The sequence below is a fragment of the Nocardia sp. NPDC060259 genome, from assembly GCF_042728775.1.
Classification (GTDB): Bacteria; Actinomycetota; Actinomycetes; order Mycobacteriales; family Mycobacteriaceae; genus Nocardia.
Genome location: NZ_JBHXAY010000034.1, coordinates 1 through 24,330, shown reverse-complemented (window position 1 = coordinate 24,330; position 24,330 = coordinate 1). Strand labels below are relative to the sequence as shown.

General features: G+C 66.3%; 24 protein-coding genes and 1 tRNA gene. 16 read left to right on the top strand and 9 right to left on the bottom strand.

Going from position 1 to position 24,330, the window contains the following annotated elements; all coding sequences use genetic code 11:
• Positions 1-40: 40 nt before the first annotated feature.
• The 5 genes from ACFWF2_RS15290 to aceE all read right to left on the bottom strand — a co-directional run bounded on the left by ACFWF2_RS15290 (position 41) and on the right by aceE (position 6,854).
• The gene (locus ACFWF2_RS15290; protein ID WP_379308057.1) at positions 41-1,291 is read right to left on the bottom strand and encodes a KasA/KasB family beta-ketoacyl-ACP synthase; all 1,251 of its coding nucleotides are present in this window, start codon (positions 1,289-1,291) and stop codon (positions 41-43) included.
• A 10-nt stretch (positions 1,292-1,301) separates the two neighbouring features.
• Positions 1,302-1,601 (bottom strand): meromycolate extension acyl carrier protein AcpM, encoded by a 300-nt coding sequence (gene acpM, locus ACFWF2_RS15285; protein WP_019046010.1) that lies wholly within the window; start codon positions 1,599-1,601, stop codon positions 1,302-1,304.
• 81 nt (positions 1,602-1,682) lie between these two features.
• Entirely contained in the window at positions 1,683-2,597 is a 915-nt protein-coding gene (locus ACFWF2_RS15280) for an ACP S-malonyltransferase (RefSeq protein WP_379308056.1), read from the bottom strand.
• 127 nt (positions 2,598-2,724) lie between these two features.
• Positions 2,725-4,026, bottom strand: coding sequence for a PucR family transcriptional regulator (locus tag ACFWF2_RS15275; RefSeq protein ID WP_379308092.1), 1,302 nt, complete (start codon positions 4,024-4,026; stop codon positions 2,725-2,727).
• 44 nt (positions 4,027-4,070) lie between these two features.
• Positions 4,071-6,854, bottom strand: coding sequence for a pyruvate dehydrogenase (acetyl-transferring), homodimeric type (gene aceE, locus ACFWF2_RS15270; RefSeq protein WP_379308091.1), 2,784 nt, complete (start codon positions 6,852-6,854; stop codon positions 4,071-4,073).
• 360 nt (positions 6,855-7,214) lie between these two features.
• On the opposite strand from aceE, the gene ACFWF2_RS15265 reads away from it, so the two are divergent.
• The 5 genes from ACFWF2_RS15265 to ACFWF2_RS15245 all read left to right on the top strand — a co-directional run bounded on the left by ACFWF2_RS15265 (position 7,215) and on the right by ACFWF2_RS15245 (position 10,696).
• Positions 7,215-7,772, top strand: a complete 558-nt coding sequence (locus tag ACFWF2_RS15265) for a hypothetical protein (protein WP_379308055.1) — start codon at positions 7,215-7,217, stop codon at positions 7,770-7,772.
• 118 nt (positions 7,773-7,890) lie between these two features.
• On the top strand, positions 7,891-8,313 hold the full coding sequence (locus tag ACFWF2_RS15260; protein ID WP_189033190.1) for a DUF3052 domain-containing protein: 423 nt from the start codon (positions 7,891-7,893) through the stop codon (positions 8,311-8,313).
• 73 nt (positions 8,314-8,386) lie between these two features.
• Positions 8,387-8,851: a peroxiredoxin gene (locus tag ACFWF2_RS15255; protein WP_379308054.1), complete on the top strand. Its 465-nt coding sequence runs from the start codon at positions 8,387-8,389 to the stop codon at positions 8,849-8,851.
• Between the two features lie 32 nt (positions 8,852-8,883).
• Positions 8,884-8,955: transfer RNA gene (locus ACFWF2_RS15250), tRNA-Val, on the top strand.
• 553 nt (positions 8,956-9,508) lie between these two features.
• Complete coding sequence (locus ACFWF2_RS15245) at positions 9,509-10,696, top strand: restriction endonuclease (protein WP_379308053.1); 1,188 nt, start codon at positions 9,509-9,511, stop codon at positions 10,694-10,696.
• Between the two features lie 122 nt (positions 10,697-10,818).
• Here the strand turns inward: ACFWF2_RS15245 and ACFWF2_RS15240 are convergent, their stop codons facing one another.
• A complete protein-coding gene (locus ACFWF2_RS15240; protein WP_379308052.1) occupies positions 10,819-11,370 on the bottom strand; it encodes a hypothetical protein in 552 nt (183 codons plus the stop codon).
• Between the two features lie 306 nt (positions 11,371-11,676).
• Between ACFWF2_RS15240 and ACFWF2_RS15235 the strand changes: the two genes are divergently transcribed.
• Both ACFWF2_RS15235 and ACFWF2_RS15230 read left to right on the top strand, forming a co-directional pair.
• Complete coding sequence (locus tag ACFWF2_RS15235; RefSeq protein ID WP_379308051.1) at positions 11,677-12,528, top strand: hypothetical protein; 852 nt, start codon at positions 11,677-11,679, stop codon at positions 12,526-12,528.
• Between the two features lie 12 nt (positions 12,529-12,540).
• Positions 12,541-13,047 (top strand): SLATT domain-containing protein, encoded by a 507-nt coding sequence (locus ACFWF2_RS15230; RefSeq protein WP_379308050.1) that lies wholly within the window; start codon positions 12,541-12,543, stop codon positions 13,045-13,047.
• 235 nt (positions 13,048-13,282) lie between these two features.
• On the opposite strand, the gene ACFWF2_RS15225 is transcribed toward ACFWF2_RS15230, so the two are convergent.
• Complete coding sequence (locus ACFWF2_RS15225; protein ID WP_379308049.1) at positions 13,283-13,942, bottom strand: FMN-dependent NADH-azoreductase; 660 nt, start codon at positions 13,940-13,942, stop codon at positions 13,283-13,285.
• 132 nt (positions 13,943-14,074) lie between these two features.
• Here ACFWF2_RS15225 and ACFWF2_RS15220 point away from each other — a divergent pair, with 132 nt between their 5' ends.
• The 7 genes from ACFWF2_RS15220 to ACFWF2_RS15190 all read left to right on the top strand — a co-directional run bounded on the left by ACFWF2_RS15220 (position 14,075) and on the right by ACFWF2_RS15190 (position 20,534).
• The gene (locus tag ACFWF2_RS15220; RefSeq protein ID WP_379038891.1) at positions 14,075-14,416 is read left to right on the top strand and encodes a winged helix-turn-helix transcriptional regulator; all 342 of its coding nucleotides are present in this window, start codon (positions 14,075-14,077) and stop codon (positions 14,414-14,416) included.
• Positions 14,417-14,552: 136 nt separating this feature from the next.
• Positions 14,553-16,400, top strand: a complete 1,848-nt coding sequence (locus ACFWF2_RS15215) for a hypothetical protein (protein WP_379308090.1) — start codon at positions 14,553-14,555, stop codon at positions 16,398-16,400.
• Entirely contained in the window at positions 16,397-16,582 is a 186-nt protein-coding gene (locus ACFWF2_RS15210; RefSeq protein WP_379308048.1) for a hypothetical protein, read from the top strand. Before ACFWF2_RS15215 ends, ACFWF2_RS15210 begins: the two co-directional genes overlap by 4 nt.
• A complete protein-coding gene (locus tag ACFWF2_RS15205) occupies positions 16,579-16,962 on the top strand; it encodes a hypothetical protein (protein ID WP_379308047.1) in 384 nt (127 codons plus the stop codon). Before ACFWF2_RS15210 ends, ACFWF2_RS15205 begins: the two co-directional genes overlap by 4 nt.
• Positions 16,959-18,287: a hypothetical protein gene (locus ACFWF2_RS15200; RefSeq protein ID WP_379308046.1), complete on the top strand. Its 1,329-nt coding sequence runs from the start codon at positions 16,959-16,961 to the stop codon at positions 18,285-18,287. The genes ACFWF2_RS15205 and ACFWF2_RS15200 overlap by 4 nt, the downstream gene beginning before the upstream one ends.
• 113 nt (positions 18,288-18,400) lie before the next feature.
• Positions 18,401-19,588 (top strand): NAD(P)/FAD-dependent oxidoreductase, encoded by a 1,188-nt coding sequence (locus ACFWF2_RS15195; RefSeq protein WP_379308045.1) that lies wholly within the window; start codon positions 18,401-18,403, stop codon positions 19,586-19,588.
• A 10-nt stretch (positions 19,589-19,598) separates the two neighbouring features.
• Complete coding sequence (locus tag ACFWF2_RS15190; RefSeq protein ID WP_379308044.1) at positions 19,599-20,534, top strand: sigma-70 family RNA polymerase sigma factor; 936 nt, start codon at positions 19,599-19,601, stop codon at positions 20,532-20,534.
• A gap of 7 nt (positions 20,535-20,541) precedes the next feature.
• Here the strand turns inward: ACFWF2_RS15190 and ACFWF2_RS15185 are convergent, their stop codons facing one another.
• Entirely contained in the window at positions 20,542-21,030 is a 489-nt protein-coding gene (locus ACFWF2_RS15185; protein WP_379308043.1) for a nitroreductase/quinone reductase family protein, read from the bottom strand.
• A 25-nt stretch (positions 21,031-21,055) separates the two neighbouring features.
• Positions 21,056-22,228: an SRPBCC family protein gene (locus ACFWF2_RS15180; RefSeq protein WP_379308042.1), complete on the bottom strand. Its 1,173-nt coding sequence runs from the start codon at positions 22,226-22,228 to the stop codon at positions 21,056-21,058.
• A 100-nt stretch (positions 22,229-22,328) separates the two neighbouring features.
• Here ACFWF2_RS15180 and ACFWF2_RS15175 point away from each other — a divergent pair, with 100 nt between their 5' ends.
• Positions 22,329-22,922, top strand: coding sequence for a TetR/AcrR family transcriptional regulator (locus tag ACFWF2_RS15175; protein ID WP_379308041.1), 594 nt, complete (start codon positions 22,329-22,331; stop codon positions 22,920-22,922).
• Positions 22,923-23,174: 252 nt separating this feature from the next.
• Positions 23,175-24,330, top strand: a 1,156-nt coding sequence (locus tag ACFWF2_RS15170; RefSeq protein ID WP_379308040.1) for a 4Fe-4S dicluster domain-containing protein, incomplete at its 3' end; no start/stop codon positions are given.

Sequence of the window (24,330 nt, the reverse complement as noted above, 5' to 3'; positions counted from 1 at the left end):
TTGGCGCGACCCCACCGGCGATCGTGAATGCAGTCGGCGGCTATGCCCGACCGAAGGCGAGCGCGACGTTGTGCCCACCGAAACCGAAGGAGTTGTTGATCGCGTACTCGATTTCCTGGTGCCGGGCCTGCCCGTGCACCACATCGAGATCGATCGCCGGATCCTGGTTGTCCAGGTTCAGCGTCGGCGGAACGACGCCGTCCCTGATGGCGAGCACGGTGAGCACGGACTCGAGGGCACCGACGGCGCCGATCGAGTGGCCCAGTGCCGACTTCGGTGCGTATACCGAAGCGTGGTTGCCCACGGCCAAGTTGATCGCGTTGGCCTCGGCGGCATCGCCGATGGGGGTCGCGGTCGCGTGGGCGTTGATGTGGGTGATGTCCTGCTTGGTCAGACCGGCGGTCTGGATCGCACGGGTCATCGCCCTGGCCGCACCGGTGCCCGCGGGATCGGGAGCGACCAGGTGGTAGCCGTCGGAGGTGATGCCCGCACCCAGCAGACGCGCGTGGATGGTGGCACCGCGCGCCTTGGCGTGCTCCTCGGTCTCGATGGTCATGAGCGCCCCGGCCTCGCCGAAGACGAAGCCGTCACGATCCTTGTCGAACGGCCGTGAGGCGCCCTTCGGATCGTCGTTGCGGGTGCTCGTGGCACGCATCATGGAGAAGGCCGCGATCGGGACATCGGAGATGAAGCCCTCGACACCGCCGGTGACGACCATGTCGGCGTCACCCATCACGATCATCCGCCACGCGTTGGCGATGGCTTCCGAACCCGACGAGCACGCCGAGACCGGAGTGACCACTCCCGCCCTGGCCTTCAGCTCGAGACCGACGACGGCGGACGGACCGTTCGGCATGACCATCTGAACAGCAAGCGGCGAGATCTTGCGATAGCCACCGTTCTTCAGCTTGTCGACCGAGTCGATCAGCGCGTCGCCGCCACCGAGACCGGTGCCGATCGCGACACCCAGACGGTCGTGGTCGACCTCCGGGCTGCCCGCGTTCTTCCACACCTCGCGACCGAGGACGGTCGCCAGGCGCTCGACATACGCCATACGGCGGATCTCGACCCGGCTCAGGAGCGTGTCGGGGCTGACTTTCAGGTGACCGCCGATCCGCACCGGCAGGTCGTATTCCTCGATGAAGGGATCGTCGAGAACGTCGATTCCGCTCTCGCCGTTGAGGAGTCCCTTCCACGTCGCATCGACGTCACCCGCGATCGACGTGGTCGCCGCCATGCTGGTGACGACGACGTTGGGGAAATTCCCGTTCAGGGTGGAAGGAGTGGTCACTGGTTCAGCCCTACTCGGCGTCGAACTTGGCCTTGAGCTCCGCGGCGGCGTCGGAGTTCTCCGCCTCGAGCTTCTGGATGTAGGAGACAGCGTCACCCACGGTCTTCAGGCTGGCAAGGTCCTCGTCGGGGATCTTGACGCCGTACTTGTCCTCGGTCTGCACAGCGATCTCGACCATGGACAGCGAATCGATGTCCAGGTCGTCGACGAAGGACTTCTCGATGGTCACCTCGGAGGGTTCGATACCCGTAACCTCTTCGATGATCTTGCCGAGTTCTTCGACGATCTGTTCCTGGGTCAGAGCGGCCACTTTGGTGGCTCCCTTCTTGTTCTCATTTGGTAGGGGTCTTGAACGGCCGGCACCTCGTCGTGCGCGACCGCGTGGGGAAAGCTAGCCGGAGATGGTCAGTTCGACCAACGCGGGGAGGTCATCCGGGGTCTTCAGGGCCAGGTTGGGCGTGCCCTTCAGTTCCCGCTTGGCAATTCCGACGAGGGTGCCCGCCGGCGGCAGTTCGGCCACGGCCGAGACAGCTGCCTCGCGGACGGTCTCGGTGCACAGGTCCCAGCGCACGGGGCGGGTGACCTGAGCGGCGAGCTTGTCGATCGCGTCGGCGCCCGAGGTGACCGGCTTGCCGTCGAAGTTCGACAGCAAGGTTCGGATCGGGTCGCTCGGCGAGATCTGAGCGATGGCATCGGCGACAGCAGCCTGGGCCGGGGCCATGAAAGCGGTGTGGAACGCACCGGCGACGGGCAACGCGCGGACCCGTGCCTTCTCCGGCGGGTTCGCGGCGAGCTCCGCCAGAGCTTCCAGGCGACCCGCTGCCACGATCTGGCCGACCGCGTTGCGGTTGGCCGGAACGAGATCGAGTTCGGCGAGCCGTGCGAGCACAACAGCTTCGTCGCCACCGAGCACCGCGGACATGCCGGTCGGCTCCTGCGCACACGCCTTGGCCATCTCCCGGCCGCGGATGGCGGCCAGGCTGACCGCCTCGTCGGCGGTGATGACGCCGGCGACAGCGGCTGCGGCGAATTCGCCGACCGAGTGTCCGGCGACGATGGTATCCGCCGGAATCGTCTCGGGGGCGATTTCGGCGAACGCGAGCAGGGCGGCGGCCACGACGAGCGGCTGGGTCACCGCGGTGTCGACGATCTCCTCGGCCGTCGCGGTGGTACCGAGACGGACCAGGTCGAGGCCGGCGGCCTTCGACCACAGCTCGAGGCGATCAGTCGCACCGGGAAGTGCGAGCCAGGGCGCGAGCATGCCGGGTGTCTGGGACCCCTGTCCAGGGGTGAACAACGCGATCACTCCCTAAGAAAACACTGTGACCCCCGCCGCACGAGATGTCGGCGCGAATGAAGCTTTCGGACGGGTTTTGTAGGGGTCCCACAAAATCCGAGGTGGGGTGTCCCGATCGACCGATTGCCCGATCTCGTTACAGGGGCTCGTAGCCCACTGGGGTGGGCGGGGTTTCTGTGACGGAGGGTGACGATTCGTTATGCGTTCGTGTCAAACGGCCCACTGTGGCCGCGATCCGGAGCACATAAGCGTCTCGTGGATTCATGGGATCACGTCCGGTGATCTCGCCGATTCGTTTGAGACGGTACCGAACGGTATTTGGATGGACGTACAGCTGACGCGCGCACGTTTCTACTGCTCCACCACAATCCAGGTACGCGTCGAGTGTGTCGGATAACGAAGATCCGGCAGCAGCCAACGGGAGCACAAGATACTCGTTCAACGCCTCTATTGCAGCTCTATCGCCCAGCAGGGCCCGTTCCGGTAACAACTCCGCCGCGTGAACGGGCCTTGGCGCGGCGCGCCAGCCCACCACGGCCTCCATGCCTGCCAATGCCTCGATCGCGCTGGCGTGCGCGGCGCCAAGGGTGCGCATGGTCGGGCCGATCACCACCGGGCCCTCGGAGAACACGTCGGCGAGCAGGTCGGCCAGGAACGGCGAGGCGATCCCGGCGTCACCCAGGTGCCCGCTGACGACCATCACCAGCCGCGCACCCTGCACCACCGCGAGCGCGGCCCTGCCGTGTCTGCTCGCGATGGTGTGCACCGCGCCGACGGTCGACACGCCCTGGTCCGCCGGCGGCGTACCGACCAGCACGGTGGCGGGCGCAGTGGCGTCCCAGTTCAACGTGGCGGCCCTGGAGAGCATGTCGGGGCCAGTGTCGCCGCGGACCACCGCGTCGACCACCAGGGCCTCCAGGCGGGTATCCCACGCGCCGCGCGACTCGGCCGCGCTCGCGTACACCGAGGCGGCCGCGAAACCGAGCTCACGCCCGTACCGCAGCACCGCCTCGGTGAGCGCGACCAGCTGACGATCGTTGCGCGCCAGCGCGGGCAGCCACTGCTCGAAGAAGTCCATGGCCACCCGCACCATGTCCACGGTCTGGCGCAGCGTCAGCCGCCGCGCCAGATCCTGCGGAATGACCTGGAACGCGTCCAGGCTGAAGCGGATATCGGAGTCGGGATCCTGCAACCACTCCAGGAAGTTCACGACCGCCGTCTGCACCAGCATCTGAACACCCGCACGCTGCGCGGCGTCCAGATCGGCGAAGAACGGCAGCCGATCCTGCATCGACCCCACCGCCTCGGTGGACAGCCGGCCCGAGAACTGCTTGACCCGCTTGAGCAGCGTGTCGGGCAGCGGATCACGGGTCTGCCGATTCGGGGACAGTGCCCCCGTCGGCAGATAGACCTCGTGCTCGCTGGTGCCCTCGGTGATCCGACGGGGCCGCGGCGGTTTGCGCTCCACAGTCCAATAGTCCGCTACGCGAGTTCCTCGCCTGCGTCCGCACTCGGCTTCGGCGCGGCGGAGACGTCGTCGATGCGGTATTTCGCCGCCGCTTCGACCGCCTTCGCCTTGTCCAGCGTGCCGTCCTTGACCAGGCCCTCGAGCACCGCGACCACGATCGACTGCGCGTCGACGTTGAACACCCGGCGGGCGGCCGGGCGGGTGTCGGAGAAGCCGAACCCGTCGGTGCCCAGGGTGATGTAGTCGCCAGGCACCCACTGCCGGATCTGGTCGGAGACCGCGCGCATCCAGTCCGTCGCGGCCACGACCGGTCCCTGCGTCTGCGCGAGCGCCTGGGTGACGTAGGGAACGCCCGGATCGGTGTCGGGGTGCTTGAGCGCCTGGATCTCCTTGTCGAGGGCCTCCCTGCGCAGCTCACCGAACGAGGTCACCGACCATACGTCGGCCGACACACCCCACTCCTGCGCCAGGATCTCCTGGGCGCGCAGACCGTCGGGCACGGTCACGCCGGAGACCAGGATCTGCGCGCGGATGCTGCCCTCACCACCACGCTGATACAGGTACAGACCCTTCAGCAGGCCTTCGACGTCGAGGTCGTCGGGTTCGGCGGGCTGCTGGTAGGGCTCGTTGTACAGGGTGATGTAGTAGAAGATGTTCTCCCCGCCGAACGCGCCGTCCTCGGGCGGATTCGTGCCGGGCAGCGGGCTCACGGCCGGAGTGGTCCCGCCGTACATCCGGCGCAGGCCGTCGCGCATGATGTGCGCGATCTCGAAGGAGAACGCCGGGTCGTAGGTCACCACGGCCGGGTTCGTCGAGGCCAGCAGCAGCGACTGCCCGTCGTTGTGCTGCAGGCCCTCGCCGGTGAGCGTGGTGCGGCCCGCGGTGGCGCCGAGGACGAAACCGCGGGCCAGCTGGTCGGCGGCGGCCCAGAAGCTGTCGCCGGTGCGCTGGAACCCGAACATCGAATAGAAGATGTAGAGCGGGATCATCGGCTCGCCATGGGTGGCGTAGGACGTGCCCGCCGCCGTGAAGGTCGCGGTGGAACCGGCCTCGTTGATGCCCTCGTGCATGATCTGGCCGACGGTGCTCTCCTTGTAGGCGAGCATCAGTTCCGCGTCGACCGAGGTGTAGAGCTGGCCGTTGCGGTTGTAGATCTTGAGCGTCGGGAACCACGAGTCCATGCCGAAGGTGCGGGCCTCGTCGGGGATGATCGGCACGATCCGCTTGCCGATCTCCTTGTCCCGCAACAGCTCCTTGACCAGGCGAACCAGCGCCATCGTGGTGGCGACCTTCTGCTTGCCCGACCCCTTGCGCACCGAGCGGTAGGCCTCGTCACCGGGCAGCGTCAGCGGCTTGGCGGGCGAGCGGCGTTCCGGCACGAAACCGCCGAGCGACTGACGCCTGCTCAGCATGTACTGGATGGCCGGGTTGTCCATGCCGGGGTGGTAGTACGGCGGCAGGTACGGATCCTTCTCCAGCTCGGCATCGGTGATCGGGATGCGCTGCAGATCGCGGAAGTCCTTGAGGTCCTGCAGCGCCAGCTTCTTCATCTGGTGGGTGGCGTTGCGGCCCTCGAAGTGCTTGCCGAGGGTGTAGCCCTTGATCGTCTTGGCCAGGATCACCGTCGGCTGGCCCTTGTGCGCCATCGCCGCCGCGTAGGCCGCGTAGACCTTGCGGTAGTCGTGGCCGCCGCGCTTGAGGTTCCAGATGTCGCTGTCGGACATGTTCTGGACCAGTGCCTTGGTGCGCGGGTCGCGACCGAAGAAGTGGTCGCGCACGTACGCGCCGTCGTTGGCCTTGTAGGTCTGGAAGTCGCCGTCGGGGGTGGTGTTCATCAGGTTCACCAGCGCGCCGTCACGGTCGGCGCCGAGCAGCGCGTCCCACTCGCGACCCCAGACCACCTTGATGACATTCCAGCCCGCGCCGCGGAAGAACGACTCCAGCTCCTGGATGATTTTGCCGTTGCCGCGCACCGGGCCGTCGAGCCGCTGCAGGTTGCAGTTGATCACGAAGGTCAGGTTGTCGAGCGCCTCGTTGGCGGCCACCTGGATCAGGCCGCGCGACTCCGGCTCGTCCATCTCGCCGTCGCCGAGGAACGCCCAGACGTGCTGGTCGGAGGTGTCCTTGATGCCGCGATCGTGCAGGTAGTGGTTGAACCTGGCCTGGTAGATCGCGTTCATCGGGCCGAGGCCCATCGATACCGTCGGGAACTCCCAGAAGTCCGGCATCAACCGCGGGTGCGGGTACGACGGCAGGCCGTGGCCGGGTCCGCCGTGGCTGTATTCCTGCCGGAACCCGTCGAGCCGGTCGGTGCTGAGGCGGCCTTCGAGGAAGGCGCGGGCGTAGATGCCGGGCGAGGCGTGGCCCTGGATGTAGATGTGATCGCCACCGCCGGGATGGTCCTTGCCGCGGAAGAAGTGGTTGAAGCCCACCTCGTAGAGCGCGGCCGAGGACGCGTAGGTCGAGATGTGGCCACCCACGCCGATGCCGGGGCGCTGCGCGCGGTGCACCATGATCGCGGCGTTCCACCGGATCCAGGCGCGGTAGCGGCGCTCGACTTCCTCGTCACCGGGGAACCACGGCTCGTTCTCGGTGGGAATCGTGTTCACGTAGTCGGTGGAGGTGAGCGCCGGAATCGAGACGCGGCGTTCGCCCGCACGCTCGAGCAACCGCAACATCAGGTAGCGGGCGCGGCCGGGGCCTTCGCGGTCGAGCATGTCGTCGAAGGATTCCAGCCATTCGCTGGTCTCCTCGGGGTCGATATCCGGAAGATACGACGCCACTCCCTCGCGGATCACCCGGACCCGCTCACCGGTCGGTCTGGTGGCGGACTCGGCGCCTGCGGCGGGTGCCGCCGCGGCGGGATCGTTCGCGGAATTCGCTGATACAGAGTGGATCAGGTCGGTCAAATCTGCTCCTCGTACTGGGGGCTGAACTGCTTGTTGGCGTCGCTATCCCCGGGCCTGCCCGCTTGGTGTGCGGGCCACCCGTCACACACGTTTCGGGCGCACCCCCATCCTTACCGAAAAAGGTGGCGCAGGTCATCCCTCCCGGGCAGGTACTGGGCGGTATTTCCCTGGACCGCGACGTGCCGGCGCATTCGCAGATCCACTAGGTTTGGCTGTGGGAACCACGTGAGCGAGAGGGATCGGACAACGATGAGGCTGCTGGACGCGCGCCGGCTCGGGCTGGGCTGTGCCGCTGTCGCCGTGACCGCGGGCATGGTGGTGGCCGGCTGCGCCGAGCAGGTGCCGGGCACGCCGACCACCGATCCCGCCGAGGTCGCCGCGTACCAGACCGAGGCGGCCGCGTCCTCATCGGCCGCCGCGTCGTCCAAGGCCGCCGCCGCGCAGGCCAGGGCGACCAGCGACAACTGCACCAAGTTCCCCACCACCACCGGCGCAGGCGTGACCGCCTTCAACGAGTTCGTCACCGCGCACGACAGCAACGCCCCCGACTACGCCGCCAAGCGCGAGGCCGCCGCCACCACGCTCGACAACGCCGCGCTCGCGGTCGAGACCGGCGTCACCACCGCGGCGGGCGCGCTACCCGCCGATCTCGCGGAGAAGTTCACCGCCTACGTTGTCGCCGCCCGCGAACTGTCCGCCGAGACAAGGAAGATGACCTACAGCTCGCAGGTGACCAAGCTCAACGACGCCAGCCGCAAGATCAACCAGGCCCGCACCGCGGTCCACGACGCCTGCCCGAGCCGCTGAATTCGCCCCGCCGACACGCGGCATACGGTCCCAATTCATCCGATCGGCTTGCGCTGCGGCCGATAACCATGTTCGCTTGCACCTATCTTATTGTCGGCAGTTTAGGGAGGACACCACCGTGGTCGCCGCGGCGGACGCGCAGAACTACGCTCAGAAGCTTGGCATTTCTCACGGCTTGGTCGTTCAGGAATTGGGCTGGGACGAGGACACCGACGACGACTTGCGCGCCGAGATCGAGGAGGTCAGCGGCGGCGAGATGGTCGACGAAGACTCCGACGAGGTCGTGGACGCCGTCCTGTTGTGGTGGCGAGAAGGTGACGGCGACTTGGCCGACGAGCTGATGGATGCCATCGGCCCGCTGGCCGACGAAGGCTTCATCTGGGTCCTCACCCCCAAGACCGGTCAATCGGGCCATGTCGATCCGAGCGAGATCGCCGAAGCCGCACCCACGGCCGGCCTGACCCAGACATCCACCATCAGCCTCGGCAGCTGGACGGGCTCGCGCCTGGTCCAGCCGAAGGCACCGTCCAAACAGCGTTGAATCCGCCGTTCGCTAAGGTCTCAGCCGGACGAGAACGCTCGGCTGAGACCCGACACGACGGAGGATTCGCCCTATGCCGCTAGAGGTTGGCACTCTCGCGCCGGACTTCACGCTCAAGGACCAGAACAACCAGCCCGTCTCCCTGTCGGACTACCGCGGCAAGAAGAACGTGCTGCTGGTGTTCTATCCGCTCGCCTTCACCGGCATCTGCCAGGGCGAGCTGTGCAAGGTTCGTGACGAGTTGCCCAAGTTCCAGAACGACGACGCCGAGATCATCGCGATCTCCGTCGGTCCACCGCCCACCCACAAGATCTGGGCAGCAGAACAGGGCTACCTGTTCCCCCTGCTGTCCGACTTCTGGCCACACGGCGCCGTCACCCAGGCCTACGACGTCTTCAACGAGAAGTCCGGTTACCCCAACCGCGGCACCTTCGTCGTCGACAAGTCCGGTCACATCACTTTCGCCGAGATGAACGGTCCCGGAGAGGCCCGTGACCAGGCGGCTTGGGAGAAAGCGCTCACCGCGCTAGATTCATAAACCGTCACCGCCGGTTCCCACCGGCGGTGCCCGGGCGTATAGCTCAGCGGTAGAGCACTGGTTTTACACACCAGCGGTCGGGGGTTCGATCCCCTCTGCGCCCACCCGACAGTTGCAGGTAGAACGCATTTTTGAAGCTTCCACGTTTGCCCCACGCCAGATTCGTGGGGCAAACGTGGGGCAGAGACTCCCGCCTAGGGGGCACATGCCCCACGCCCGAGCCTCCGGAAGCGGCCTCCTGGCCGCCCCAGGTGACAGGATGAGCTGGCAGCGAGTACTCCCGATCCACTGCCACTGGTCGCCACGCACCGCCCTGCCACACCAGGCAAATCCGAACATGGATGATCAAACGTACGTTCCGACTTAGTCCGGCCCTACCCACGGTATGGACGCGGGCCCAACTACTGCCCCACTTGTGGTCATTCCAGTGCCGCTTTGCACCGGTGCCGCGATGAAGGTCGGATCTCGGCGCCGATGCATACAGAACCGCACCGCGCTTCTCACGCGGTCAGACCGTCCGACGCGCTCCGGCGGTGGCATCACCCAACTCGAGCATATGAGCGATGCTTGGAAGCCGCTGGATGGTGGTTCGACCAGGGCCTCTGTGCCGACAAGCCTTATCCGTCATCCAGATGTTGCATATGTCACACGAAGGCCGTGAAGCAGACGCACTTTCCCACGCTGAGGCGACGGCTCGACATTGAACTCTGCGTGGGCCGGCTCGGCGTAGCCGCGATCCACGGCTTGGTGTCACCCGCATCAAGCATGATGGCTTCGCCGCGCCATACCGGAGTCACCGGCCTCACTACCGCCAGACGGGGAACGATACGCATGCCATTGAGAGAACAGCCCTGGCGAAGGTATCAGGACGACGTCGCCGATCTGCTGACTGAGCTGGGATTTGCAGTCCAGGTCGAGGATCGGCTCACTTCGGCGCGCGGGGTTACTCATGAGGTAGATGTGTCCGCACGCCGGACTGTCGCTGGGGTTGAAGTGCTATGGGTGGTGGAGTGCAAGCTGTGGCGCAGTCGAATTAGCAAAGAGAAGGTCGCGGCGCTCGCTGCCATATGCGACGATCTCGGTTCCGACCGCGGGCTGTTGATGTCGCAGAACGGCTTTCAAGCCGGTGCGATTCAGATGGCGGTTGGTCGCAGCATCACCCTCACCAGCTTGGAAGATCTGCGTTCCACCGCCAGCGAGGATCTCCAGCGTGCCCGTCAGAATCAGGCAGAGCATCGGCTGCGAGCAGCAGAGATGGCATTGCACGGAATGCAGCCGACAACGATCGGCGACCAGTTCGGCGAGGTCCTGAAGGCCATCTACAAACTTGGGCTGTCGAAGGATGAGCAGATTCGCCGCGCCGAGGAACAACAGACCCGTCCCACTCGTCAAGATGTCATGGCTGTTGTCTTCGAGCAGATCCCTGACATCGCCCAGAGGGTGGAGTCGGATCTTCAACGCGCCAAAGTCTCGGAGAAAGAATGGGTGGCGCACGTTCTCCAGGCGAGGCTGGACACCGCTGCAGACGAAGCAACGATCGACGGCTTGCTGGCGACGGTCAAGGATCGCCGGACAGTGCTGAACGAGGCCGCCCTCGGACAATGGCCCGTTCTGATCCAAGACGAGACTGGCCAGTTCCAGACTTGTTGGGGGATGAGACAGCTGCTCGACGTGCTTGAAAGGTGCCTCGACCAGCTGGAACTGCGAATCCATGCTGAGCGCTGGCGCATTGACGCAGCGCCTCATGGGCGCGCTGAGTACCGGAGGCGAGTACGCAACCACCGCCGCCGAGCAAAGCGCGCCCCATCACCCGACTGCGTCGAGAACTCAACAGGCACACCCTGACCCACCGCCTTCCCGACCCGGCCCTCTCTTGTGGTCGTCAGCGATGCAACACCGCGCCGGGCGCATATCAGTTAATCACCCTCAGCGAGCTCAGGCCCATCAGCTGACCGAGACCGCCGACGCTACTCCACCTCCGCTACCCGCAGTTTCAGGACTAGGGCGGCATCGCGGAGCGCGTATTTGCCCTCGCGATCAGCGCGCTCCTGCCCGAGCGTGTCGCAGGGTAGTCGACCGCCGTTTGCGGCGCGAAACGCCGCGATAGCTAGAAGCCGTTCGTTGTCAGGGTTTTCGGCGAGTCTCCGATCGAGCGACGCACCAAGTGTCGCGGAGAGTTCGTCGCTGATCCTGAACCCAAGAGACTTGGCCAACTTGTATCCGCCCAGCGTAGCGACACCGCTCCACTGCACAGCGACCGGTGGATCCTCGTCGGCAAGGTCTCGACGTGCTCGAAAAAAGAGACTCTTGGCCAGCTTCTGTCGCCGCCGCGCCGGAACGGTGTACACCGCGCAGTCCTTCACCAGCAGTGGATCGTCCGGACTGACCTGAACCACAGCGAACACCGCCACGGCATTCTCTTGGTCATCCACGACGACCCAAGCATGCCTCCGTGCCCACAGAGCATGGGGTAGAGGACAATCCCGAATCTCGATGCCTCTCAAGTCTGGTTCGCTCATTAGTCCAGTATCAGGGCATCCCGGCAGATAGCCGGAGTGTGATGGTCGACGACGCGTTTCGGAAGCCGGTTGGGCGGGCCACGGCCGCCAGCGTCGTCTTCGACAACGGTCTGCATGGGCCGGTTCGACCGCTCGCATCTGGCGGACCACCGACCACGCATCAGACACGCAATAGAACTGAGCCGGCCGGGACGCGTGTTCGCAAAGCAGGGTGTAACCCTGTCGCATACTGGCCCGAAAGACTCTGCGGGCCTATGGGTCCGACTATCCGAGGAACGGCTTGAGTGCACAGAAATGAGAATGCCAGTGGATGACCCACTTGCACGGTTCGTGGACAGCCTGGTCAAACAACCTCCTGATCAGCAGTTGGTGTCCCGGCGCCGAGCAGACCTTAACCGGCTGCTGTCCCGCGTGGGTGTGCTGTCGACCTTCGAGAGCGGCTCGTTCACGCACGGCACCGCGATCCCCCGGTACAGCGACGTTGACCTGATGGCCCGCGGCCCATCTTCCTGGCGCACACTCGAGCCCTATACCGTGCTCCGGAAGGTTCAGGACGCACTCGCCGCCGAATCGTATCTGTTTTCGTCCCTGAAGATCAGCAGCCCTGCTGTGAAGGTCCAGTACTCGTACGGACCCAACTTCGAGGTGGCCCCCGCCGTCTTCGCCCGTTGCGACGGGAATGACCATGTGTACGAAATCCCAGCCCCCAATGCGTGGGTGTACTCGGCACCTGCAGCACACAACCGGTATGTCACTGGCCAGAATGATCGCCTAGGGAAGCGTGTCAAGCCGCTCGTTCGCCTGCTGAAAGCGTGGAAGTACCACGTCGGAGTACCGGTCTCCTCAACGTATCTGGAACTTCGCACTGCCGAGTACTCAGCGGGAGAGTCGTCGATCTTGTACGAGATCGACATGGAGATTCTGCTACGCAAGATGATCACCGCCGACTTCAGGGCCATGAACGACCCAATCGGAGTCTGCACCCGCATCCAGGCATGTTCCTCAGACACAAACCGGCGGTCGACCTTGGCAGCGGCCGAACGGGCTGTGGAGGCCCTGGAGATCGCGCGCGATGCGAAGAACGCGAAGAACGGATCGATCTACCAGCGAGCAATGCGCCTGGTCTTCGGCGACGACTTTCCATACCCCTGGTGGTAGAAGGGTGATGTTATGAGCGACCTCTGTACTGAACTCGGCAAAGAAGCAGACATCCTCCTAGACAACCTGGAGTACACCGAGAAGTCTCACTTCGCGGCTAGCGAGCGAAGCCTTCGCATGCACTGGTGGTTGGGGATCATCGCGGTAGTCGCCGGTGCTGCGGCGGCGATCGTCGTACTGAAGCAATCGTGGCCGGCAGTTGCGGCAGGGCTTGCAGGTCTCGCGAGCGCTACCTCGGCCGTGCTGACGCTGGTGAACCCCAAGGAACTCGCTCAGCGACACCTAGATTGCGGGCGCGACCTTGGGGCCTTAAGAGTCGAGGTACGCCAGGTTCGGAACCTTGATCTACCATCGGTAGCGGCCGGCGACCTCACCAGCATTCGGAAGTCTCTGCGCAAGTTCGCCGAACGCAAAGCCACCATCGACCGAGCGGCTCCAGGACTGAATGAGCGCGCGTTCAAACGGGCCCGCAGAAAGATTCAACGCGGTGACTTCCAGACTGAGCTGCCCACCTCCTGAGCCAGGTTGCGCCAGCGTGGCGACGGCAGTCCGCACGCTCTTGTTCGTGCGGGTGACGTCCCCGGCGATGAACCAGATGGTGTCAGCGCCTTTATCGCGGCGGCTTTGTGTGCGGTCTTCAGTTGCGGTCGCCGAGCACTACCTACGGCAAATGTTCGACCCTCCACGATTGCGTGGTCGGCCGCTCAGACGTTGGCGGTCGCGATGACGCTGGTCCAGCACCGTCGTCTGCTGGTCACCGCCGGGTGACTCGCAAACCCACTGCACCCACAGATATCAGATCTGCTACCCGGTTCCGGGCGAGCGCGAGGGACCGCTGCAGGCGCTCGCCGCCGAATTCGTCGTTGCCCGTGTAGACGAACTCGACCTCATCGATGCCGATGAAACCCAGAGCCGTGCGCAGGTACGGCTCTACGTGATTCGCGCTCGCCAGCGGACCACCCATCTCATACCCGGCGTCGCCGGTGCCGACGATGACGAAGGCGCGCTTGCCGGAGACGAGTGGTGTGTACGGTGCCGCGGCCTCAGGGTCGAAGGCGAAGGTGCGCCCGACCCGGACGATCTGGTCGATGTAGGCCTTCAGCATCGCCGGTACCCCGAAGTTGTACATCGGGACGCCGAGCACCAGCACGTCGGAGGCGAACAGCTCGTCCACCAGCTGGTCGCTGTAGGCCAGGGCCTCGCGCATCTGCGTGGTCCGCTCCCCTGGCGTGGTGAAGGCGGCGGCGATCCAGTCCTCGGTGAGGTGCGGAGGCGGTTCGTGGCCGAGGTCGCGGCGGATCACCGTGTTGCCGGGTCCGCCCTCGCTCCAGCGTTCGACGAACTCCTGGACCAGTGTGCGGGTGTGTGAGCGCGACCGGCGCGGGCTGGCATCGAGCTGCAGCAGCTGGACCATCTCTGATACTCCTGTCAGGGCGGGGAACTTGCGGAACCGAGCCTGCCCGACGGGGAATATCTGCGTAAGAACGCACATTTCTGTTACCCGGTACCCTTTTTCATACCTTTGCCGGTGAGACGAGGATGTGGCATGGCGAAGCGTAAGCAGGATCTCGATTTCGACTGCCCGGTCGAGGTCACCCTTGATGTGATCGGCGGCAAATGGAAGGGCATGATCGTCTTTCATCTGAGTGAGGGAACGGCGCGGTTCAACGAGATGCGCCGCGCCATGCCGCACGTGACCCAGCGAATGCTGACCGCGCAGCTGCGCGAACTCGAGCGCGACGGCGTCCTCACCCGCACCGTGTATCCGGAGGTCCCGCCCCGAGTCGAGTACGAGCTGACCGACTTCGGCCGCGGTCTCGTCCCGATCATCCTGCTGATGGAGACCTGGGGCGAGCGGTACCGGGAGCAGCTCCGTCAGGCCGGGTAGTCAGCCGGGCTGAGCACTGGGTTCGAATCGCGTCCTGTGCGCGCGGGGTACCGGCGCCACGCGGAATTCGGGATACTGTTCGTTACCCCGCAGACCGGGCGCTTCCACCCATCGGAGGACTGCCGTGGCCACAGCGATGACCGATCCGTCGACAATCCTGATCGCGCAGGGCACCGAAGGCGGTGGCGCTGCCCTCGATCAAGTCGCGGTGATGACCGGCGCGGCCGCGGTGGTCGGCGCGGTGCTGCTGGTGGTGGCCTACCTGCACCGGACACGGCGCATCACCTGGCTGCGGCGCCTGGCCGACTTCAGCGGTCGCGTCATGAACCGCCCCGGCTGGGTGGCGCTGCCGATCGTGATGTTCCTCGCGACCATCCTGACCGCGTTCCTCGGCTTCATCTGGGATGTGAGCCTGCACGTCGGCAAAGGTCGCGACGCCGGACCGCTGGCCAACCCGGCGCACTACTTCATCCTGGTCGGCCTGTTCTTCCTCTTCATGGCCGGCATGCTGGCGATCGTGCTGCCGCTCGACGAGAAGCCGGGCAGTGCCGCGGTGCGCATCACCCGCGACTGGTACGCGCCCGTCGGCGGCATCTTGATCGCGGGTGCCGGTTTGTACGCGCTGATCGGTTTCCCGCTCGACGACATCTGGCATCGGTTGTTCGGCCAGGATGTCACCCTCTGGGGGCCGACCCACCTGATGCTCATCGGCGGTGCGGGCCTGTCGTTGATCGGCGTGCTGCTGCTCGAACTCGAAGGCCGATACAACCGGCCCGATCCCGAACGCATCGACGGGCGGGTCTTGTGGGCGGTTCAGGCGTTCGCTTTCGGCGGTCTGGTGATCGGCCTGTCGGTGTTCCAGGTCGAGTTCGACTTCGGCGTCGAGCAGTTCCGGCTGGTGCTGCAACCGATGCTGATCGTCTTCGCCGCGACGATCGCCCTGATCTCGGCGCGGTTGACGCTCGGCCCACTCAGCACGCTGCTGCTCGTTGCCTTCGCCTTCTGTGTGCGGTATGTCGTCGCGGTCCTCGTCGGGACCGGATTCGAGGCGCCGCGCAACGTGTTTCCGCTGTATCTCGGTGCCGCGATCGTGGTCGAACTGCTCGCCCTCGTGCCGCTGGTTCGCCGCCCGCTCTGGTGGGGCGCGCTCACCGGATTCTGTGTGGCGACGGTGGGTGTCTGGCTCGAATCACTGTGGATCGAGCGGATGTTCGTCAATCCCTGGGTCGCCGGGATGTGGCCGGAGCTGCTCGCCATGGCAGTGCCGGTCGGCGTGGCGGGCGGTGTGATCGGCGCGATGCTCGGCACCGTATTGCGCGGCGAGGCATTGCCCAGGCCCGCGGTGCGGCGTGGAATCGTGGTCGCCGCCGTGGTGATCGCCGCAGCGGCGACTACGAACGGCCTGATCATCCGGGTACCGGAGAGCGCGTCGGCGACCGTCACGCTCACCGATGCTGCTCCCGAACAGGGCGGGCGGATGGTCACCGCCGACATCCGGCTCTCCCCCGAGGATCTGATCGGTTCCGATCCCGAATGGGTGGAGATCCTGTCCTGGCAGGGCGGCACCGGCGACGACAGTCCCGGCCACGGCCTCGTCGTGGACAGACTGCGCCGCATCGCCGACGACCACTTCGTTTCCACCCGGCCGGTGCCCGTGCACGGCACCTGGAAAACGCTGCTGCGCCTGCAGGATGGGCGCATGCAGGCCGCGCTGCCGATCTTCATGCCGCTCGATCCCGGTATCGGCGCCGCGGAGGTGCCCGCACCCGCGAGCTTCACACGGCCGTTCGTCGAGGAGATCACGGTCTTGCAGCGCGAGCGATCCTTCGACCATCCGTCCTGGCTGATCGGCCTGGCGGGCCTGGTGGTGCTGGCGTGCAGCCTGGCTTTGATCGCGGCGATGTCGTGGGGCGCTGCCCGCATCAACGACCGCTATCTGGCGGCGGGCCGCACACAGGACCAGAAGCCAACGGCCCAAACATGATTCGCCAGGACGACGTCGACCTTCTCGCCGACCACTCCCTGCTGTTGGCGATTCCTGCCTTCCTGCCCGCGATCGCGCTGGTCGGTCTGGTGCTGTTCATCGCGATGCGTGACCGGCGCGCGGAGAAACGCGAGAACGCAGAAACAGAAACACCATCCGCGCAGACCGAGGAGCATCCGTGACCCATCGCCTGCTCCGGTACGGGCTACTCACCCTCGCTGTGAGTTCGCTGCTCGTCGGCTGCGCATCCGGCGACCGGTCCGGGGCGAGGACCACCCCGAACGGCGAGCCCGCGGCCCGCACCATCGACATCCGGATCGCGAACGGCACGGTCTCCCCGGCCAATACGCGCACCGAAGCCGAGGTCGGGGAACGTATCGTGTTGCGGGTCGACAGTGACACCACCGACGAACTGCATGTCCACTCCGACCCCGCGCACACCTTTCCCGTGGCCGCGACTTCCGGACAGGAGTTCGGCTTCACCGTGACGGTGCCAGGCCAGGTGGAGATCGAACTGCATCACGCTGGACGGACGGTGACGACGCTGCTGGTCCGGCAGTGAGTGTCCTCGCCCACGGTATCGGCGGTGCCGCGGACCTGCCGATTCCGCTCACCTACGCGCTGGTCGGTGCGGCGTGGGCGCTGACCTTCTCGTTCGCGCTGCTGTTCTTCGCCTGGCGCAGGCCACGATTGGACCCCCGCTCGCCGGGATACGTACTGCCCGCGCCGGTCCGCCAGGTGATCGACGCGCGCGCGACGCGAACGATCATCGCCGTGGTGAGTGTGGCGGTGACCGCCTGCGTGATCGCCATCGCGGTGTTCGGTTCCTCGGACCCGGCCCGCAATCCGGTGCCCGGAGTGCTGTACGTCGGCGTCTGGGTCGGGGTGATGGTGGCGTCCCTGCTGATCGGGCCGGTCTGGAAGGTCGTCTCCCCCGCCAGAGCGATTCATCGATGGGGTTGCCTGCTACTGCGTCGCCCGCCGGAACGCGGACTTCTCCGCTACCGCGAGGAATGGGGGTACCGCCCCGCGGCGCTCGGCCTGTTCTCCTTCGTCTGGCTGGAATTGGCTTGGCGCGCGCCAGGATCGGTGGGATCGGTGCTGACCTGGCTGCTCGGCTATCTGGTCGTGACCTCGATCGGGCTCGTCCTGTTCGGCACCGTCTGGGCAGAACGGGCCGATCCGCTCGAGGTGTACAGCACGCTGCTGGCGCACCTGAGCCCCTACGGGCGCGACCGCGCCGGACGAGCGGTGTTGCGGATGCCACTGAACAATCTCGCGGGCACTTCGGCACTGGCCGGTTCCGTGGCTGTCGCGGCGACGCTGCTCGGATCCACCGCGTTCGACAGTTTCTCCACCTTCCCGCGGTGGCGCGAGCTGGTCGACGATCTGGCGCCGGTCGTCGGCGCGGAGCTGGTGCGCACCGCCGGGCTGCTGGTCTTCATCGGGGTGGTCGGCGGGCTGTTCTCCATCGCCGCGCGTGCCACCGGCGGCCTCTCCCCCGCCGATCGCGCGTTGCTGCCGCGGCAGCTGGCCTGCAGCCTCACTCCGCTCGTCGCCGGCTATCTCATCGCCCATTACCTGACATTTCTGATCGAAAAAGGCCAGGCGACCGTCCTGCTGTTCGCCGACCCGCTCGATCGCGGCTGGAACATCGCCGGCCTCGCCGATCGAGAGGTCGCCTACGTGCTGTCGAGTCATCCGAGCGTGCTCGCCACCTGCACCGTGCTCGCCGTCCTCGTCGGTCACATCCTCGGCGTCGCCGCCGCCCACGACCGCTGCCTCGTCCTGCTCCCGCCACGCCACCGGCTGACCGGCCAGCTCGCGTTGATGCTGACCATGGTCGGTTTCACATTCACGGGCCTGTATCTGCTGTTCGGAGGTTAGCGCTCTGCACCCGGTAGCGACGGATGGGGAGTGGCGCACGTCACAACCCTCTCCTGTCAGTAATTCGCGGGCTGTCTCGTTCAGAGTGCACGCGAACCAGACAGGAGCGAATCATGCAGCATCGCATCGTCGTCCTCGGTGCCGGATACGCCGGCGCCTCCGCCGCCGGTTACCTGGCCCGCCAACTCCACCCCGACGACTTCGAGATCACCGTCGTCAACGCCGAAGCCGATTTCGTCGAACGGTTGCGGTTGCATCAGCTCGCCGCCGGGCGCGAGCTGCGGCATCGACCGCTGGCGGAGGTGTTCGCGGGCACCGGGATCCGGCTGCGGGTGGCACGCGTGGCCGACATCGATCCCGTGCACCGCACCGTCACGGTCGTCGACACCGCGGGCACCGACCGGATCGACTACGACACCCTCCTCTACACCCTCGGCAGCAGCGCCGACCAGTCCGTTCCCGGCGTCGCCGACCACGCCTTCCACGTGGCCGCGCGTCCGTCCGCGGTGCGCTTGCGCGCGCGTCTCGACGCGTTGGCCGAGGGTGGCAACGTCCTGGTCGTCGGCGGCAATCTGACCGCGATCGAGACCGCCACCGAGATCGCCGAAGCGCATCCACGGCTCGAGGTCGCCCTTGCCACCGGTGGCGAGCTGGGTGGCTGGCTCGGTCCGAAGGCTCGCAGGCACCTGCTGCGGGCATTCGACCGGTTCGACATCACCGTCCACGAGCACACCCCGATCGGGCGGGTCGAGCCGTCGACGGCGATCGGTACCGACGGCACCGTGCTCGCCGCCGACGCCACCGTGTGGGCCGCGGGGTTCGCCGTGGCGCCGATCGCCGCCGATGCCGGACTCGCAGTGGAAGCCGGCGGCCGGATCAGGGTCGACCGGCAGATGCGATCGGTGTCGCACCCGGGTGTCTACGTCGCCGGTGACAGCGTCTTCGTCCTCGGCGAGAACGGGCATCCCCTGCCGATGTCCTGCGCGTCCGCGGGGTTCACCGGCATGCAGGCGACCGCCACGATCATCGGTGACCTGACCGGGCGCAAGATCAAGTCGACCGCGTTGTCCTATGTCGGCAACCACGTCAGCCTCGGACGCAAGGACGCCATCTTCCAGCTGGTCGACGGTGACGCCCGCGCGAGGACCGGCGCCCTGCGCGGGCGCCCGGCGGCCCTGGTCAAGTCGGCGATCGTGGCGACCAGCGGCTGGGCCATCAGCCATCCGACCTTCGGAAGGCCCAGTCACCGATTCCGCGCGGCCGGATCCAGAGACCGTTCGACCGAGGTCGTCGCAGGCTAAGTTCGTGCTCATGGACACTGCCACCGTGGCGCGTTTCGAGGCCAGCCGGAATCGGCTGGCCTCACTCGCCTATCGTCTCCTCGGCTCGGCCGCCGACGCCGAGGACACGGTGCAGGATGCGTTCCTGCGGTGGCAGGCCGCCGACCGGGAGTATGTCGAGGTGCCCGAGGCCTGGCTGACCAAGATCGTCACGAACCTGGCGATCGATAGGCTCCGTTCGGCGGCGGTGCGCCGCGAACGGGCGGTCGGCGCCTGGATGCCCGAGCCGTTGCTCGACGGCGATCCGATGCTCGGCCCGGCCGACACGGTCGAGCAACGGGAGTCGGTGACGCTGGCGGTACTGACCCTGATGGAGCGGCTGACGCCGGTGGAACGCGCCGTCTACGTGCTGCGCGAAGCCTTCGCCTACAGCCATGCCGAGATCGCCGGCGTGCTCGGCATCACCGAATCCGCGAGTCAGCAACACGGCCATCGGGCCCGGCGCCGAATCACCGCCGCGCGCAACGGAAACGACATCGATCGTGCCGCCGCGCACCGTATCGTGGCGGCGTTCGTCGACGCCGCCGCCTCCGGCCGGACCGAACGCCTGGTCGCGCTGCTCACCGACGACGCGACCGGCGTCTCCGACGGCGCCGGGCTGGCCGGAAGACTGATCCGGTACACGAGCCCGGAACGGATCGCCGTCGCGATCCGCGCCGGCTTCAAGCCCTCCGAGGCCAAACGGAGACTGGCCGGCGGCTCACCGTCGATTCACGCCGCCGTGGTCAACGGCTGCCCCGCCGTGCTCGCCACGCTCGACGACCAGGTTCTCGGTGTGGTGGTCCTGGAGGTCAGGGACGGCAAGGTCGCAGGCACCCGCGGCATCGCCAACCGAGAACGACTGCAGCGCCTCACCCTGGAATGGCAACGCCAGGACCACGGTGCCCCACTGATCGAATCCTGGTAGTCCGTGGTCAGGATTCAGCGCGGGGCTCGAGGATGACGACCGGGATCTCGCGCTCTGTCCACGACTGGTAGGTCGCGAAATCGGCGTAGAGGTCGACAAGCAAGGGCCACAACTCCGCTCGCCGCGCGACATCGGCCACCACGGCACGAACGGCCCGGCGCTCGGAACCGATCTGGATGTGCGTGTCGGGATGCACGCACAGATTGCGATACCACTGTGGATGTTTCGGCAGCCCACCCTGCGAGGCGACCACGACGATGTCCTCGCCGTGCACCAGGTAGAGCAGCGGAACGATGTACTGCCGGTTCGTGGTGCGCCCGCGATGTTCGAGCAGCAATGTCGGCACCGGTTTCCGGAAACCGGCGCCGATGCGCCACGTGCCGCCGATGCGGCCACCGGTGCGCCGGTACACCGCGACCTGCGCGCGACCGACGAGCTTGAACAGCTTCGGCAGCAGCGGCGAGTCGAGCTGGCGAGGACGGGGCGGATGGGACATGCGCTTCTCCTGCAAGGGGTTTCGGTCAGCTCAGCGCGACGCCGAGTTCGGTGGCGAAGGTCTTGATCATGTGCTGCACGCCGATCTCGTTGCGGCCGATGATCATATGGTCGTGCTGGCCGTGCCGGACACCTTCGCCACACTGGGGCAGCATGGCGAAGTCCTCGTCGCGGACCGCGGCGTGCACCTGCGCGTAGATGCTGTCGTAGACAGCGCGCTGCTCGTCGGAGGTGGCCGGGATCTTGGCCATCCAGCTGTGCCGGACGGTGCAGCGGGTCGGCGCGCCCGCGGGCAGCATATCCAGGATCTCCACGCCGACGGGACTGTTGGCGAGCACCAGGTTCGGATAGATCCAGTAGATGACGCCCATGTTCATCAGCGGGTCCCACGAGCCGGTCGGATCCGAGTCGAGCGCGGTGATCCAGTTGAACGGGAATCCCATCCGATGGTGACGACCGAAGGCGTCATGGGTGGAGGTGTTGGCCACCGTGTTCTGCCCGATCACGCTCTGGCCGTGGACGAACGGGAAGTGGTAGCTCTCGGCGAAGGCCTCGAGCGCGCCTTTCCAGCTGACCTCGGAGGTGAATTCGCGCTCGTCGTGATAGCCGTAGGAGGCGTAATCCAGTTGCGCCAGTTCAGGTCCCATTTCGCCGAGGTGCGCATCGATGTCGATGGTGCCGTCGGCGGAGAGCACCGCCCAGATGAAGCCGTGGCGTTCCTGGCTCGGCAGTTCGACCAGACCGTAGTCGCCGCGATCCATCCCGGTGAAGCCCTCTGCGCCGGGGACGCCGGCCAGTTCGCCGGTATTGCGGTAGGTCCACGCGTGATACGGGCAGGTGAAGCGGGTGGCGTTGCCGGAACCGCAGGCCGGTTGCGCGCCGCGGTGGCGGCAGTAGTTCAGCAGCACGTGCGCGGTGCCGTCGCGGTCACGGGTCACCAGCAGCGAGTCGCCGAGCACGGTGCGCACCACGTAGTCGTTGGGATCGGGGATGCGCGCCGAGGGCACGATCATCAGCGGGGTGCGGCGCAGGATCTGCGATTCCTCGACCTCGGTGATCTTCGGGTCGCGGTAGTAGTGCAGCGGCACGCGCAGCGGGGTGGGCGCCATGTCGGTGGTGCGGTCGAGTACCAGGCGCAGGGCGCGACGGGTCAGGTCTTCGGTCAGCCCGGCGGCACCGGGCTCGATCTGGGCGGTCATGACAATGACCATACATATTGGCGTATATGTATGGTCTACTTTTCGGGTGAACGGTTTCCCCGCTAGGGTCGGCGAGAACGCCACGACCGGAGGGCATGCGATGCGCACACACGGCTGGTCGGGCACCACGCCGGCCGACGACACCGAAGCCGTCGAGCGCATCATCGCCGCCGCCCGCACCGCCATCGAGCGCAGCGGCGCCGACTTCACCATGGCCGAGATCGCCCGGGACCTCGGTGTCACCCGCCAAACGGTGTACCGCTACTTCGCCAACGCCGACGCGTTGCTGACGGCGACAGCCCTCACCGAGACCGGCCGCTTCCTCGATGTCCTCGCCGCCCACCTCGACCACCTGACCGACCCGGCCGAAGCCGTGGTCGAAGGCATCGCCTACACCCTCGAAAGCCTCACCGCGGACAAGTATCTCGGCCTGCTCTTGACCCCCGGCCGCGCCGGCGCCTCCTCCCCCGGCATCACCTCCGACACCGCATTGGCCTTCGGCCGCTCGATCCTCGAACGCTTCGCTGTCGACTGGGCAGCCGCGGGGATCGACGACCGCCGTCTCGACGAACTCGTCGAACACATGCTGCGCATCGTGCAGTCCTTCGTCCTCGACCCGGGACGCCCACCCCGCCATGGCGCCGACCTCCGCACCTACCTCACCACGTGGGTCGCACCGGCACTACGAACCTGAGGCCTTCTCTCGCTGGCTGTCGTGTTTGGCGACGGTCAGTGTGCAGGCACCGTCCTCGCAGGTGCGTTGCAGTCGGCTGGATCGCGGCTGGAACATCGAGCTGCGGTGGCCGAGGCATCGCGCCTCGGCAATGCCGGCGCGAGCAGGGCTTCCGCATCCGCCGATTCGGTGATACTTTGACACCAGGCATGAAGTTACCGGCCAGTAACATGACTCTTGTTGCTGGTCACCGACTTATCGGGGGGCTGCACAATGACCACTGCCACGATCACACTCGGGATCATCGGCATCACCATCACTCTGCTCTGCTGGGGGTTGCTCTTCACCGGGATCACCCGGATGATTCGCGTCTTCCGCACGGGCAGGCCCGACCGGTCACGGCTTCGCCCGTTCCTGCCGCGAGCGAGGACCGTCGTCGTCGAGGTCGTCGCGCACACGCGGATGAACAAGTTCCGGACCGTCGGCTGGGCGCACTGGCTGGTGATGGTCGGGTTCCTGCTCGGGATGGTCTTCTACTTCGAGTCCTACGGCCAGACCTTCGATCCCGAGTTCGGCTGGCCGATCATCGGCGATACCTTCGGCTACCACCTGCTGGAGGAAGTCCTCAGCCTCGCCACCATCATCGGAATCGTGGCGCTGATCGTCATCCGACAGCTGAATCACCCGCGGCGACCCGAGCGGCTGTCCCGATTCGGTGGGTCGAATTTCCTTGCCGCATATCTCATCGAGACGATCGTGCTCATCCACGGTCTCGGTGATGTCCTGGTCAAAGCGGGCAAGATCGCCACCTACGGCGGCGGGCACGTCTCGACCGACCTGTTCACCATGCAGGTCGCCCGAGTGCTACCGGCCAGCCCGCTGATGATCTCGATCTTCGCGTTCGTCAAGATGCTCGCCGGTGCCGCATTCCTGTATCTCATCGGCCGCAAACTCACCTGGGGCGTTGCGTGGCACCGGCTTTCGGCCTTCTTCAACATCTACTTCAAGCGCGAGGACGACGGCGGCGTCGCGCTCGGGGCGGTCAAGCCGATGATGTCCAACGGCGCGGTCCTGCTGATGGAGGATGCCGACCCCGACACGGACACGTTCGGTGTCGGCAAGGTCGAAGACTTCACCTGGAAGGGCTTGCTCGACTTCACCACCTGCACCGAGTGCGGTCGCTGCCAGAGCCAGTGCCCGGCGTGGAACACCGGAAAACCGTTGTCGCCCAAGCTGCTGATCATGTCGCTGCGCGACCACACGTATGCCAAAGCGCCCTATCTGCTGGCCGGTGGCGACAGGGACCAGCTGTCCGAAACGGACCGGGGAGAAGGCGAGCGTCCGTTGATCGGTGGCGAGGACGTGCACGGCGTCATCGACCCCGAGGTGTTGTGGTCGTGCACCACCTGTGGTGCCTGCGTCGAGCAGT

What these genes read in the sequence shown, in the direction of transcription:
- ACFWF2_RS15180 (WP_379308042.1), bottom strand. Translation starts at nt 22,228, where the DNA reads ATGACCGCCCAGATCGAGCCCGGTGCCGCCGGGCTGACCGAAGACCTG.
- ACFWF2_RS15190 (WP_379308044.1), top strand. Translation starts at nt 19,599, where the DNA reads ATGGACACTGCCACCGTGGCGCGTTTCGAGGCCAGCCGGAATCGGCTG.
- ACFWF2_RS15230 (WP_379308050.1), top strand. Translation starts at nt 12,541, where the DNA reads ATGAGCGACCTCTGTACTGAACTCGGCAAAGAAGCAGACATCCTCCTA.
- ACFWF2_RS15240 (WP_379308052.1), bottom strand. Translation starts at nt 11,370, where the DNA reads ATGAGCGAACCAGACTTGAGAGGCATCGAGATTCGGGATTGTCCTCTA.
- ACFWF2_RS15195 (WP_379308045.1), top strand. Translation starts at nt 18,401, where the DNA reads ATGCAGCATCGCATCGTCGTCCTCGGTGCCGGATACGCCGGCGCCTCC.
- ACFWF2_RS15220 (WP_379038891.1), top strand. Translation starts at nt 14,075, where the DNA reads ATGGCGAAGCGTAAGCAGGATCTCGATTTCGACTGCCCGGTCGAGGTC.
- ACFWF2_RS15210 (WP_379308048.1), top strand. Translation starts at nt 16,397, where the DNA reads ATGATTCGCCAGGACGACGTCGACCTTCTCGCCGACCACTCCCTGCTG.
- ACFWF2_RS15175 (WP_379308041.1), top strand. Translation starts at nt 22,329, where the DNA reads ATGCGCACACACGGCTGGTCGGGCACCACGCCGGCCGACGACACCGAA.
- ACFWF2_RS15215 (WP_379308090.1), top strand. Translation starts at nt 14,553, where the DNA reads ATGACCGATCCGTCGACAATCCTGATCGCGCAGGGCACCGAAGGCGGT.
- ACFWF2_RS15225 (WP_379308049.1), bottom strand. Translation starts at nt 13,942, where the DNA reads ATGGTCCAGCTGCTGCAGCTCGATGCCAGCCCGCGCCGGTCGCGCTCA.
- ACFWF2_RS15185 (WP_379308043.1), bottom strand. Translation starts at nt 21,030, where the DNA reads ATGTCCCATCCGCCCCGTCCTCGCCAGCTCGACTCGCCGCTGCTGCCG.
- ACFWF2_RS15265 (WP_379308055.1), top strand. Translation starts at nt 7,215, where the DNA reads ATGAGGCTGCTGGACGCGCGCCGGCTCGGGCTGGGCTGTGCCGCTGTC.
- ACFWF2_RS15255 (WP_379308054.1), top strand. Translation starts at nt 8,387, where the DNA reads ATGCCGCTAGAGGTTGGCACTCTCGCGCCGGACTTCACGCTCAAGGAC.